This is a genomic window from Microbulbifer mixtoriginis (SeqCode) (assembly GCF_052466865.1).
The window spans coordinates 1,443,903-1,457,385 of the sequence record NZ_CP174293.1 but is presented as its reverse complement, the minus strand read 5'-3'; the positions used below and the strand labels follow the sequence as shown (position 1 = coordinate 1,457,385).

The 13,483-nt window shown below is 41.6% G+C and carries 9 protein-coding genes; 3 read left to right on the top strand and 6 right to left on the bottom strand.

Features of this window, described 5'->3' with window-relative positions; genetic code table 11:
- Positions 1 to 89: 89 nt before the first annotated feature.
- The gene (locus tag ACJJJA_RS06495; RefSeq protein ID WP_444904072.1) at positions 90 to 896 is read right to left on the bottom strand and encodes a hypothetical protein; all 807 of its coding nucleotides are present in this window, start codon (positions 894 to 896) and stop codon (positions 90 to 92) included.
- Between the two features lie 793 nt (positions 897 to 1,689).
- On the opposite strand from ACJJJA_RS06495, the gene ACJJJA_RS06490 reads away from it, so the two are divergent.
- Positions 1,690 to 3,009: a CAP domain-containing protein gene (locus tag ACJJJA_RS06490; RefSeq protein ID WP_444904071.1), complete on the top strand. Its 1,320-nt coding sequence runs from the start codon at positions 1,690 to 1,692 to the stop codon at positions 3,007 to 3,009.
- Between the two features lie 626 nt (positions 3,010 to 3,635).
- Here ACJJJA_RS06490 and ACJJJA_RS06485 read toward each other — a convergent pair.
- Together ACJJJA_RS06485 and ACJJJA_RS06480 are read right to left on the bottom strand one after the other, a co-directional pair.
- A complete protein-coding gene (locus tag ACJJJA_RS06485) occupies positions 3,636 to 4,640 on the bottom strand; it encodes a hypothetical protein (protein ID WP_444904070.1) in 1,005 nt (334 codons plus the stop codon).
- Positions 4,641 to 4,795: 155 nt separating this feature from the next.
- On the bottom strand, positions 4,796 to 8,101 hold the full coding sequence (locus tag ACJJJA_RS06480) for a DUF5060 domain-containing protein (RefSeq protein ID WP_444904069.1): 3,306 nt from the start codon (positions 8,099 to 8,101) through the stop codon (positions 4,796 to 4,798).
- 861 nt (positions 8,102 to 8,962) lie between these two features.
- Here ACJJJA_RS06480 and ACJJJA_RS06475 point away from each other — a divergent pair.
- Positions 8,963 to 9,964, top strand: coding sequence for an AraC family transcriptional regulator ligand-binding domain-containing protein (locus ACJJJA_RS06475; protein ID WP_444904068.1), 1,002 nt, complete (start codon positions 8,963 to 8,965; stop codon positions 9,962 to 9,964).
- A gap of 412 nt (positions 9,965 to 10,376) precedes the next feature.
- On the opposite strand, the gene ACJJJA_RS06470 is transcribed toward ACJJJA_RS06475, so the two are convergent.
- Positions 10,377 to 11,216: a nucleoside deaminase gene (locus ACJJJA_RS06470; RefSeq protein WP_444904067.1), complete on the bottom strand. Its 840-nt coding sequence runs from the start codon at positions 11,214 to 11,216 to the stop codon at positions 10,377 to 10,379.
- 25 nt (positions 11,217 to 11,241) lie between these two features.
- Positions 11,242 to 12,111 (bottom strand): LysR family transcriptional regulator, encoded by an 870-nt coding sequence (locus ACJJJA_RS06465; RefSeq protein ID WP_444904066.1) that lies wholly within the window; start codon positions 12,109 to 12,111, stop codon positions 11,242 to 11,244.
- Positions 12,112 to 12,204: 93 nt separating this feature from the next.
- Here ACJJJA_RS06465 and ACJJJA_RS06460 point away from each other — a divergent pair, with 93 nt between their 5' ends.
- Complete coding sequence (locus ACJJJA_RS06460; RefSeq protein WP_252084890.1) at positions 12,205 to 12,708, top strand: lactoylglutathione lyase family protein; 504 nt, start codon at positions 12,205 to 12,207, stop codon at positions 12,706 to 12,708.
- Between the two features lie 73 nt (positions 12,709 to 12,781).
- Here the strand turns inward: ACJJJA_RS06460 and ACJJJA_RS06455 are convergent, their stop codons facing one another.
- Positions 12,782 to 13,426 (bottom strand): SGNH/GDSL hydrolase family protein, encoded by a 645-nt coding sequence (locus tag ACJJJA_RS06455; RefSeq protein ID WP_252084889.1) that lies wholly within the window; start codon positions 13,424 to 13,426, stop codon positions 12,782 to 12,784.
- Positions 13,427 to 13,483 lie beyond the last annotated feature (57 nt).

The window sequence follows — 13,483 nt, the reverse complement described above, 5'->3', positions numbered from 1 at the left end:
CCACCAGGCCTTGGCATCACTGCGCTGTAGGAACGGCTTAACCTCTTCTTTACTAAGGGGGATATTCATTGCAAGTCACCATTTTGTGATTATGTGTCAACGCCTAACTTCTGCAATTGTTCCAACCAAATATTGCGACCTGTACGGTCATACTTGCGTACAATATTTTTTAGTTCCTGGTATTTATTTTGTGGTCTGATTACTTTTGGTAGTAAAGGATCAGTCGCTAAACGATGGATAGCCTCGCCACCCAAGCGGCATGTTTCAGATAACGAAGCTTTGGCAGGCTTTGATGCAAGGTTTGTAAGACTGCTCTGAAGAGCATCTATCAAGGTATCATACTCTCGATCTAAACGTTCAATATCCCACAAATCGTGTCCCCATTGATTAACCAGTGTGTCCGATACATCCTGCAAGACAAAGCAGTGCGCATTGGTTTCGAGACCTAGTGTAATCAGCATGTCGGTTAATTTTGCATGACTCAGTGTGAGATTATTGGGCCGCACCAATAGGTGATCCAAACCTTCAGCAAATCCATACCACTCAAGTACCATTAATGATTTCTTACGAACTGCACGTGCTGCTCTTTTAGGTAGGTGGCAGGCTATCCACCTAAAATCCCAGTTATCGTATAGAAAGGTATTGTTTTTCCAACGGTTTATAAAAGCGCGTTTGGACAGTGCTTTTTCTGTCAAACTGTAAATACCACGCCGATTTTGAGTGATCAGGCCGGTGCCCACCAATCTATTTAGTGTCACCCGTAAATTATTTGTGGAAACATCAAATGCATCAGATATGAAACCCAGCTGATTGGTTGCCAGTTCATGTCGCTTATTAACACCCATCAAATCCAATAGAATATTTTTGGGGGTAGGCTCATAGGTAAACTGATACATAGTGAATATTACGTCATTAGTCTTGAGATACCTTTTGTGTAATATTACAGAACCAGACCCAACACACAACACTTTGTAATTTTGATTTTAGAAAAAGTCATTTAAATCAACATAAACATTACCTGGAGATTACTACAGGTATTCAGATCGCACTCTCACTTATTGTCACCTAATAGCATTACGATTAATAAAACACCCTAAACATACCCATAGGATGACACATTTCCCCACGTCCTACTTAGACAAGCACTATACAAATCGCTTGCCACTACTGAACTCCTTTAATTGTTGATCCAATTTACACAAAAAGGGGGCCACCCATATAAACGAACAACCAAATAAAATATATTGACCAATAAATTAGCACTTCCAAAAATGGCAAGATTAAAATTAACCTACCGAAGATCTGGAGCAACTTTCATTGAAAACCTGCTGGAACTTTTACTGAGCGATCGCTATTAGTCCATATTTGTTTTAATCGCAGCTACAACTCACCTTGAGATTCCGGACCAATAACCTCAAGAGAAATCCGGGCTACTTAAAGTAAGTTTACTCTAGGGCACCATTCAATAAATATCATGCTGTTTCACTTTCCACTATTACAAAAATCAAGCATCAAGATTAAAAAACGAAAAATAAATAAATTTTTCACTAATTAATTTACCTTCTCAACAGTCCATAAAGCATCAATCATATTGCAATAAAATACATGTCACGCTTCACAGAATAACGTAAATGCCTCTCTATAATTCGCTCGATTTTATAAAAGTACAACGTGTAAAGTGGGTCTGATATGAATGATTCCTTCAAACTAATAACAGCTATCTGTTTATCCGCCCTCCTGGCTGCCTGTTCAGGTGGCGGGGGTGGTTCCGACAATGACAATAAAGGCATTCCTGAGGTTAGTGATGATGGAGGGATGAACCAAAATCCCAATCCTGATCCCAACCCTGATCCCAACCCTGATCCCGATCCCGATCCCGATCCCGATCCCGATCCCGATCCCGATCCCGATCCCGATCCCGATCCCGATCCCGATCCCGATCCCGATCCCGATCCCGATCCCGGTGAAGATGGTTCCTTTGAACTCTCTTTGGAACAAAAACGTATCATGTTAGACACTCATAATGAGTACCGGGAGAGATGCGCGAAGGGTGAATCTGGAGAAGGTAACGGCCCAGAATCTGCCGGTAATATGCAGACCCTTTTTTGGGATGATGCTTTGGCAAAAATGGCCAAAGAAAGAGCATCAGCCTGCTATTTTGGTCACTTAAATGAGGCAACCGGTATTAGAGAGGCATTTGAAAAAGTTAAAGGTGAAGTATCTTTTGTATTGCCCGCTGGTAGTATTGAAATCGGAGAAAATGTTTCAATTAATATTTTTAATCCACCGGCATCGCAGTATGCTGCCGAGACCTGGGCCGGCTCAGTTAAATCTTGGTATGATGAAAGCTATGGGTATGACTGGGATAATGAATTCTGCCATGCAGAAACATGTGGCCATTGGGCCCAGGTATGCCATGGAGAAACCCGTTATGTTGGCTGTGCTGTAGCGGAATGCGATAGCATTATTGGTTCTAGTAACCCTGCCTATAACGATGGCGCACATGTGGTGGTATGTAATTACTTCCCCTCATTAGATAAGAGCCGACGTATTCCTTTCACCAACGGCTGGGGATATGAAACCTGTAGAACGTGCCAAAACTACGACCTTCCCTACTGTGTTGATAACATGTGTACTGGAGGGATAGCCAAAGATTGGAATGCCTCAGAAAAAAGAAACAAGAATGTAGATCAGTGTACCGATGGCTTGGGCAGAGATATAGTACCTTGTAGCTTTTACGATAATGAGGGTGTCCCACCGCAGGTAACAGGGTTCAAATATAAATACTCTGAAGGAAAAGTAATATTAACATGGAATGAAGCCATTAAAAATGGTGGCACACATCACTATAAGATATTCCGCGATGAGGAGTTTATAGGTAAAACCCGTCACTTGACCTACAGTGACTCTGATTTAGGTCAGGAAAAAAACTATAGATATAAAATAATTGCTGTGGATCATGCTGATCAAAGAAGTCAGCCAGCATTTCTGGATATAGTTATTGATTAAGTTTACAAGTTACTAATATGGCATTTGATGCCTCAAGGGACTAAGAAGGTTATTAGGGTCTACCTACTTCAACTATCGTAGATAGAATAATGAGTGTAGGCAGGCCCTAGTAAGAGTCTCAAGAGTTTTTCTTCGTAATAAAAATTGCAGCCAATATAAATTGGCTCAATGCGTACCTTAATGATATGACTTATTAACTCACCGATCTCTAACTACTAATAACTATTTTATCTGTCATAGAGGACCATAGTTTTAGCTTTTCCATAGTCAGAACTCTTTATAGCGGCTCTAAAGGGTCTCTGAAAAGTACGGTAGTATTCCTTACCCGATGGGTAAGGGGGAGCTATATGGGCTTCCAGCCTGTGCCAAGGGAGAAGGTCATCCATTTGAGAAAGGAATTTTCCAGGCGGGTTTTAGGGTGCTTTAGACGGTATCCTGCTTCGGCAAAGGTGACTTGATGCATGGTCTATCATAGCCTTGACTGACAACCGAATACTATTGGATTTGATTCAAATTATTGAGGTCACTTAGATAAGAAGGTAGCCTCCATGATAACTACCTCAATGTAGTTATCATGGCAGGGGTTTAGTGCCTACTAACACTTTAAGATAAGAAGATAAAATATACTAAAGCACGTCATCTAAGTGCTGTAAGAAAGGTACTATTGTTTGATACCTCACGTCCTGACTCATGTCTCGACCGATACTCGTATGATCCAAATTTACCCATCTCTGTGAATACCATCCTAGGTCAGTATCTTGAGCGGTATAAGCAAAAGAGTGAACCCCAGATAATTCAATGACCTCAGCCCCACCAGTCAACTGCCTAAGATATAAATTATCTTTATAAGGAAATTGTGTATTGAGATCAGTGTAATAGCTTAAGTAACTAGAATTCATGGGGTTACGATGGAATGAAGAAGTTACTCCCAACTCATTTTGGGTCCATTTACAAACACCATCAAAACTGTGTACAACAGTTCGTATATTACGAAAATCGGGATCCGCTCGCATAGCTTTCGCCAATCTCATAACGAGACAACCACCACGAGAAGAACCCGCCAAGTAAATAGTCTCTAGATTGGAGGCATAAGCCTTTGACTTTAGCCAACTGAGGTATGCCTTTTCTATACGAGACTTCTCATTACCACTAATCATCTGGTTAAATTGAGTATCAAAAGCAATCGCTAAGAAGGTCTCATCTGTTGGAAAATGCTCTGAATCTAGTAACTGTCGAGCAAGTGAACGTCCATCTATACTGCGAGAGCAAGATCTCTTTAGCACTCCACAGTCTTTTTTATAGCCAGACCTCTGGCCTGTCACAGAACTTTCTGCACCATTTCCTGGTGGCTGTTGTCCCGCAGCAATAAATACCAAGTTTTTTACTTTATCGCGTGCTGGGTTTTGCACTCTAGCAATCTGAGTATGAAGTTGACGGCTATTACTAACACCCTCTATCTCCCAGGCTCGATACTCAGATAGGGTGTCTTGTTTGAGGCACCAAAATTCCTGGCAATACCGAACCCGCTCCAAATTCACCGAAAAATCCGACTTTGGCTCGAAAGCTTGAATCTGGACAGAATTAAAAACAATCGACAGCCAAAATAATTTTTTTATTATTTGAAATTTCATTATTCACCAATAGTGTACTTTAACAATCTAATGATCCATGGGGGCCCAAACCTTATATAGCCCTAATTACTGCCTTTAGCAATGAAGTAGACCGCAATTGAAAACTATTCTACTCCAAGCGAAAGAGCCATCCATGGCTCTCACTGAGGCAGTTACTACTCAACGGTTTCTGGATTATTTATATTCTCGGCATCAGATTTAGAAACATCAATATGCCGGAAAACTATTCTATCTACCTTAAATTTCTGTGAACGGCCTGACATCACCAGCTTATATGATTCGCCTGCTTTTAGCTTATAAACGGCGACACGTTTATTATTATGACCACCTGGATCAAATTTATTGCCAGATTCCCAGATGAATTTATTATGTTCTCCACCAAAGAACTTTGTATCTTTTTTTAATAGGTCCAGAGGAGCATCTTTACCGTGACTATTCCCAGCATTAGGTCCCGCCTCATAATTTCCTTCAAGTCGAAAGTAAGCGTCATTTGCTAGGTCTGTACGAAACTCACCCTCATACATTAAGTTTTCTTTCGCAGCATGCAGGTGCAAATAGTACAAACCACTTCTTGTTATATTGAAAGTGTACTCCAAGGGAGATTTAGGTGGGCCGTTTAGTGGCGTATTACCATTAAACTCAAGATAACTGCTCCCTGTATGGCCGCCAATATCATTTTTCTTGATCCATTCACCTAGATTTGAGTAGGTATTTTCAGCCTCCATAATTACCAGGCCGTTTTGTTCCGTGTAGTCACCTTCAGGTTGATCTGGATTTAACTTATCAAAATTCCAAATCGGACCGATATGACCACATCCTTCTTTACCTATATCCACACGGCCGGGACAGTAGTTTTCATCACCGGCATCATTTGCCGGGCCGTTACCACACTGAATATCATTATATTTGGGACGGCCAGCCGATCCTGGGCCCGGGCCAATTAGGTCACAAGCTTCTTTAACCGTTATTGTTCCATGGTCGGTCGAAACCATAATATCGGCAATATTGTGGTCAAAAGTTGACTCACAAAAACATTGATCCCCAATAGAATAACTATCCATCCAATTAGTTTGAGGTTCGAGTAAAACATCATTAGGGTTAATTGGTAGAACTTTTACAATATCTGGGTGAACACTGCTATTTATACCTTCCGCTTTGATGACTACTGCCCAGTCCTGATTAGCTTCTGTTGGGGCAGTGCCAATACTATGAGTACCTATTCCGTCAAGTTGATTACCCGTTGTCAACTGGCCGCTTCTTGGATTGAACCAGTAAACCTTATAGGTATCCTCATTTGGAATCTCTATATTCGTTGTGCCACCTTCACGCAAGTAAACTAGATAAACATTACCGCTATCTGAAAGCACCCAATCGTTATTGGTTGAAGTTACTTCATTATCCACATTCAAACTGTGTAGATTAACTTCAAGTTGATTTTGCAAAATATCGTTAAAGAATTTAACAAAGTGACCAGTTTGCTCCCAATGGTTGTCAAACTCCCTTAAGTTCTCTACCGCTAAGTCATACGCGTGGCCGGAATTAGGATTTTTTAAATACCACTCAAATCCTGCACCACCTCCCATAACACTGCCCCACATCCAGTTGACCCTCTGAACTTGGGTAACCTCAGAATGGGGCACAGGCGCTTGCCCGCCGGAAGCTTCAGTGAAAGTAACATACCAAAGATGGTTATTATTCTGGGATTCAGTCAGCCACTTTCTACTCATCTGATAAGGGGCATTGCGATGGTTCGCATCGCTAGGAATATTATCAATTTGAATACTCGGTCCATCAAAATTACTATTTCCCAACAATGGCCGATAGTGCTGATCCCATTGGCCACCATACGTATGAAGCAGGGTGGGATGATCGTAGGGGTCTACATCCTTTAAATATTTAGCGATTGCCTTGTGTTGCTCTTGGCTAAGAGTACTCTCCTCACCCATATTCCATTGTAGCGCCGGGTGATGTCCAAAGCGGGAAATCATCTCCCGGTAATATAGTTTACGTTCGAGCCCTAAATTACCGTTATTCAGAACTTTATTATTCTCTGTTTCCTGCGTCATAAAGTGAATCAGCATGCCTTTACTGGTCATGTGATCCATTGCGACTTCCCACTGGTCTAATTTGCTGACATCAAAAGCCCGATGGTTACCATCATATACCGTCCAAGGATGGGCATCGCAACCATCACCACTCTCGGTGTTTGCCATGATATAAATTGCGTTGACATTTTTTTCAGCTATATAATTCACTAAACCAATAAGGCTTTTTCCTTTACCATCTTTCCAGGTAGGGTCTCCATTATTCCAATCACCAAGGTGGGGCTCAAAACTATGTAATATGCCTTTGCAGGAATTTACGTTATAGTGTTTTTCGGTATTATCAAAGCCTGAATAACCAAAAATATTTTCAGGGCTATCCATTCCACCTTCTATATATACCGACTTATCCCCCAGATGCTGCAAGTAGCGGGTTCCTTTTTTATGTACCAGTAATCCCTTACTCCTCATATCAAGCTCAGGTGCTGTGGATTGTAATACTGGGAAATAACCACTTTCACCATCAAATGAAATAGCATTACCTGCATTTGTATCTAGATCAACCGCAACCTGGCTTCCTTGTCTCATAGATATATCGAAGAACCATTTACCTGAAGTTGGCGGTGAAAAGTAGGCACGCCACTTAGTTCCTTCAGTTGCACCTGTATTTGCTGAATTGCCATCAGCGGCGAAATGTCCAGGCACTGTGTAAGACAAGTCACCTTGTGTAAATATCACGTTATATCGATAATCGGTAAACGTAGCATCATCATTTTCTGATGCATACAAATCATCACAAGTGATCGTTATACGGTGCCACTTTTCCAGCGTACCGGAAACAGTACAATGTTCACTATGGCCGATATCATCCGGGTCAACTGGACCCGGAGGATCTGTTGGATCTGGGTCTGGATCTGTAGGATCGGTTCCATCATTCTGCTTTACAGTAAATGTAATTGAGGCACTGGTTCCGGCAGTGCCTGCCCCATCATCCAGAGAATAAGGTGTTGCGGTAAGGGTGTAAGTTCCAACTGCGGGGGTCCAATGATTAAAATCACCCTGATCATCACCAAATAGAGCATAGGGCGAGACATTTTCAGTCATATTGTGCGTCTGAGCCCCTGCCAACTCAAATATTACACTCTCTGCCTGATCACTATTTGCCCTAATATTTAACTGGCTTCCAACCTGGCTTAGATATATCTCTGCACCATCGGTAAGTGAAAAAATATCCGAGTTGCCCTGTGAATTGATCAGAGTGAAAGACGATATTGCTAATCCATTCCCAGGGTCCGTTATATCAGAACCTGTCGAAGGAGGCGGGCTCTCATTATCAGATTCCCCAGATGACGAGTCGCCACCACAACCAGCCAATGTGGCGGTAATCAGAAGTGCCAAAGGCAAGCTACTGTTATTCATTTCCAGTTTTCTCTACTTTAGAAGTAAACAATTATTTACTAATTACAGGATTTAATGGGCATATAGAAATTGGCTACAGCATGCAGCACTGGCCAGATACTAAATCGCTCAGATACATACCTACCGTGAATTCAGTCACATGCAATCAGGACTAGTTCCACAGCTTATAGATTGGCGAAAAAAACTATTTTTTTTCATTTTTCTCAAACAAGAAGATTTTGATCCACCTTCACTTTAATAGCATTAGAATTACCCTTATCAAATCCTTAAGCTAACCAACAAACCGACAAAAAGATTCCGAATAGAACCAAAAGAACCATTGGCTCCAACAAAATAAAATAGTGAGAAAAAGATAAACAGTGCTAAGAAATTATTCGACGGAGCGGGAAACCTGGACGATGCTATACCTCACTCAAAATATACACCTGCGAGAAAGCTATCTGTTACGATAGAAGAGATTACTTAACCCGATAATTTATAGTTTCAGATCATATTAAAAGCTTTCGCGCGATATTACGATAGCGCTTTTATTTTCACTCCTGATATATATTAAACCATTTTTAATTTATATCTCCGCGGACTAGACAAATTGGAACACCAACTGCTCCGCAAGGATTAGCTAAAACTGGAAGCGTTACCGCCAGCGTAGTAAAAATTATACCTTGTAAGTACTGGAGGAATTTAATCTCACCAAACCCAAATCGTCAGTCAAAAAAAACTGGTTCAAAATCACACTTTAAGTGTTAAACTCATACTATAATGGCGTCGCTTTATACATTGACTTAAGAAATTCACTAAAATAATTTATTTGTCATTTGGCGACCAATTTCATAGATTATTAGCAGTACAAAAAAAATCAGTATGACTACCAATAACCAGGAACTTTATGCTTCTGAGCCAACAGGCTTGGCAACTTCCACTTATCGTCACGTACTATACTGGCAACACCTAGGGTTTCCAAAAGATAAGTTAAAGAATATATATGGTGATCATTACTCTCAGTTTCAAAACCTACAACATCGTGTACCAGTAAGGATGACTGGACAAGCACTTCAAGAGGTATCCGACTACTTCAGTGATAACACCATAGCGTTTCGTACTGGTCTAGATGTGTCAATTTCCAGCATTCAAGCATTTGCTCATGTCCTAATGGCTTGCCCTACTGTCAGACATCTTGTTAGCCTCGGTACGCAATTCCAACAACTGGGCACGCAAGGCTATCAAGGGTTATTCAGTGAGGGGAATGAACGCTCCAGCTTTGATATTTTAATTCCTAGCTTTTCGCCCCTCACTACACAACAAGTTGAATTGAATATTGGAGTCATCTTTAAGCTAATTTCAGATATTGTTGTCGATTATGAAAGCTGCCATCCGGTTATTCACTTTGCTCATCATAATTCCGAATTAATGAATAATGCCTCCTCCTTAATTAATATTCCCATTGAGTTTGGACATCAAAAAAATTGCATTAGCTTTGATAACTCCATTCTTGATAAACAACTATGTAGCCCAGGAAAATCCTCCCTTGACTTTAATAAGCTCACTGCAAAGAAGCAGCTCCAGAAGATGAAGTCAGATGAATCATTACCCAATCGATGTAAAGATATTATCAAAGATTATTTATCAGAGGGTGCGGCCAACCTGGATTTCTTGGCAGACATACTGCAAATTAATAAGCGTTCCTTACAGATTCGTCTAAATGCACAAAATACATCTTTTAGACGTTTATTGGATTTAGCCCGGAGAGAAAAACTGAATTCACTGGACATCCAGTCCATGGACAAGTTACAAGTCGCAAAAGAATTAGGGTTCTCAACAATTATAGCGTACGAAGAATCCTACAAACGCTGGAAAAACATTTGAGCAAGCCTGTCAAATAAAAAAATAAATAAAAGAAAAAATCAACACACTACCAACCAAGATAATCTTATTTAAACTCTAACTGTTAATTCTACAGCCCACGAAAATACTGCCAGCGAGCATATAGATGTCATTCGATCTATATTGCTCGCCCCCAGAAATTCAACCATCTATTCTCCGACAACTCCTATGGAACTTTTCAGATCATGCTTTCACAACTGAAATTTTAAGAGTGGGCCTGGGACTAATCTTCTATTTTTGAAACTCTGGAGAACGTCAGCATCTTCATAATTCGAATCAAACAAAAATAAGCCATCTAGAAGCAATAAAAATCAGGAATTTTTAAACCACTAATGATTGCCATCAATAAATCAAATCAATCACCCCAAAATCTAAAGACTCACATTTAACAAAATTAGTGGCGATGTATCTCCCCCACTAAACACCGATCTATATCTCCTGGAGCACTTTCTAATTGCTTCAATTGCTTTTGGCTCTCCAGCAGAAGATTATTGTTAGCCTGATATTTAGGCTTAAAACCCATAAGCCGCTGGTAAGCAGCACGATAAATATTCTTCGCTTCAGCACTCATCAGAAAATCTGTAATCGTGCTACTAAACAACAAGCGATGATTGTAAAACGCCCCTTCAAGCTGAGCCCTCTGAAGTAAACTAGATGGCTCTGAAGAAATATTTCTAGCTCGATAATTTGCAGGAATATCTATTTTACAAACATTTTCCACATGCGGTTTCGACTCAAATTTATATCTACAATCAGACTTAAAACTCTGCTTCAGCCTTTCTATATTCTTCCCAAAATCCGGATCTGATTGGCCATATATAACTCTAGAGACCTCAAGAAAAATCATCATACCTCCACACATCATACAGGGCTCCAGAGTGCTGTAGATCGAAGTATCATTCAGGTAATTAGTCTCTTTCCCCCTACATTTACTGCCGATACATTGCTGCATTAATCGCACTTCAGCATGCTGGGTTTTATCTCGACACAAACCAACTGCATTACGCTGCACACCTATAATTTTTTCCTGCGCATTGTCATACAGGACTGCTGCAATATTGTAGCCGCGCTTCTGTTTTTCTTTTGGCCCAACCCAATCAAGGTAAGTTACCGAGTAAGCAAGTAGCATGAGTATCTCGTCTTTCTCCTGCTGAACAGCTGAGCTGGGCGGCAATTCAGCCTGAGCACCCATGGCAATAATCCCAAGATATAACCAGCAAATAAAACGCAACATAAAATGTCCGAAGTATTCTAACGGTTTAAAGCCACTCCCTAGCTAGAGCAACCACAGTATTTACCCGCGCCGGTAACGCCTTGTGGCGACGTGTAATTAGAAATAAAGTCTCAGTGATAGAGTTCGCCAAGCGATGAGGCTTAATTTGCGTAAAATTCTGAAAAGCGTTGACTGCATGAGCGGGTAATACCGTAAAACCCAAGCCCATACTGACCGGTTCCAAGATCAGGCCAATTTGATTACAAAATCCCTTGAGTTTAAACATATCTACATGCTGGAATTCTGGGAAATTTGCCCCCAGTAACAAGCCCGCTTGATGAGCACCATCTGGATGACCGATATAACCCAACTCTAGCAACACCCTCCAGCTCAACTTCTTGACTGACGCAGGGGTCACAAGCAGTAATTCTTCACTGCCTACTGGCTGACTCGCTATCTCCGCTATTGTTGACGGATTAGTTACAAACCCAATGTCTGCCTTATATCCAAGTATGGATTCTTCCACAGCCTGATTTGGGGCAAAACGATAGTCTATGGTCAGTTTCGGGTATTCTCTTTGCAGGTCCAGTAATTTTGGATAGAGCTTTAGACCCACACTACCTGGGGATTGAATACTCACTTGTCCCTCATAAGCTGGATCTTCGCCAAGTCGTTGACCCAGTGTAGAGAGGGATTCGACGATATCTTGAGCCTCTAGGTATAGCTTTTCGCCTGCCTCGGTCAGGGTGAATTGTTTCCCCTGTCGATGGATCAGCGCCAACCCAAGGAAGTCTTCCAGGCGGCGTAAGTGTTGACTAACGCCAGATTGGGTCATATGCAGGTGCTGCGCCGTTTTGGTAAAGCCACCCTGCTCCACCAAAGTACAGAAACTACGCAGCCACACAGGATTAATCATTACAAAAGTTACTCAAAAAAATCACAAATCATAATTATACGTAATGATCTGGGCACAGTAACTTATGCGAAAGTAATTGTTGGAGAGTGACTAATGAAGAGTGTTTATCCAAGAAACTTTTCTCATATCGGTATTTCAGTGCCAGACTTGGAAGCTGCCGTTAAGTTCTACACAGAGGTCATGGGCTGGTACCTGATTATGCCACCAACGGAAATCAGTGAAGATCACAGCGCCATTGGTGAGATGTGTACCGATGTCTTTGGAGCCAAGTGGGGTAGTTTCCGCATCGCTCACCTTTCCACCGGCGATCGTATCGGTGTGGAGCTATTCCAGTTTCCCAACCAGGAAAACCCCAAGGATAATTTCGAATACTGGAAAACCGGCGTATTCCACTTCTGTGTTCAGGACCCGAACCTGGAAGAACTGGCAGAGAAAATTGTCGCAGCTGGTGGTAAAAAGCGTATGCCAAAACCCAGATATTACTATCCAGGAGAAAAGCCATATCGCATGATTTATATGGAAGATCCGTTTGGCAATATTCTGGAAATATACAGCCACAGTTACGAACTGATTTATAGTAGCGGTGCCTACAACTGATTCTACAGTGAACCGGCACCGGTACTTCCGGTGCCATAGTCAACAATTGGTTGATCGCTAGCAGTTTGTATTGCTAGTGCAAGACTTTATTGTCTGAGAGGAAATCGGCAATCACCTTGCCTAGAACCGAGTGTTGATCCTCGTCTAAATGAATACCATCCCGTTCACTGACTTTGACCCACCTATTTGCATCCAGAAATAAGGTACCCAGATCGTTAGAGACTTTTTCCAGCTCCTGCGGGAAACCTTCGCAGCGTTTTTTCGCACCAGCAAATTTATAGCCAATAATACCGCAAGGATTGTTGATCGTTAAGGGAGCAACAATTAGAACCTTAGGTACTGGCATACCCGGCTCGATAGGTGCACTGCGAATTACGGAGACTAGCTTAGCCACCCCCTGGGCAGACATACTGGCTTTATTATCGTGAGTATCCTGGAAATCATTGGTGCCCAACATTAGGATTACACAATGCAATGGGGAGTGCATTTCAATCACCTGTGCCAATCCTTCAACACCCCGCCGGCCCTCACGAAATGGATCGTCCCAAACGGTCTTGCGACCATTCAGGCAATTTTCAATCACTCGTACATTATGCTTATTTTCGTTTAAGTGGAACTCCATAACTCCAGGCCAACGCTGGGCAAATGTCATGCGCTGTCGCGTATCCGGAATGATGCCCCAGGAAACACTATCGGAATAAACCAGAATATTATCCATCTTGCCGACCTCCTTCCTTATATTTGGGGAACTCACTTACAAAGAGATTCCCGAACT

What these genes read in the sequence shown, in the direction of transcription:
- ACJJJA_RS06495 (WP_444904072.1), bottom strand. Translation starts at nt 896, where the DNA reads ATGTATCAGTTTACCTATGAGCCTACCCCCAAAAATATTCTATTGGAT.
- ACJJJA_RS06490 (WP_444904071.1), top strand. Translation starts at nt 1,690, where the DNA reads ATGAATGATTCCTTCAAACTAATAACAGCTATCTGTTTATCCGCCCTC.
- ACJJJA_RS06485 (WP_444904070.1), bottom strand. Translation starts at nt 4,640, where the DNA reads ATGAAATTTCAAATAATAAAAAAATTATTTTGGCTGTCGATTGTTTTT.
- ACJJJA_RS06480 (WP_444904069.1), bottom strand. Translation starts at nt 8,101, where the DNA reads ATGAATAACAGTAGCTTGCCTTTGGCACTTCTGATTACCGCCACATTG.
- ACJJJA_RS06475 (WP_444904068.1), top strand. Translation starts at nt 8,963, where the DNA reads ATGACTACCAATAACCAGGAACTTTATGCTTCTGAGCCAACAGGCTTG.
- ACJJJA_RS06470 (WP_444904067.1), bottom strand. Translation starts at nt 11,216, where the DNA reads ATGTTGCGTTTTATTTGCTGGTTATATCTTGGGATTATTGCCATGGGT.
- ACJJJA_RS06465 (WP_444904066.1), bottom strand. Translation starts at nt 12,111, where the DNA reads ATGATTAATCCTGTGTGGCTGCGTAGTTTCTGTACTTTGGTGGAGCAG.
- ACJJJA_RS06460 (WP_252084890.1), top strand. Translation starts at nt 12,205, where the DNA reads ATGAAGAGTGTTTATCCAAGAAACTTTTCTCATATCGGTATTTCAGTG.
- ACJJJA_RS06455 (WP_252084889.1), bottom strand. Translation starts at nt 13,426, where the DNA reads ATGGATAATATTCTGGTTTATTCCGATAGTGTTTCCTGGGGCATCATT.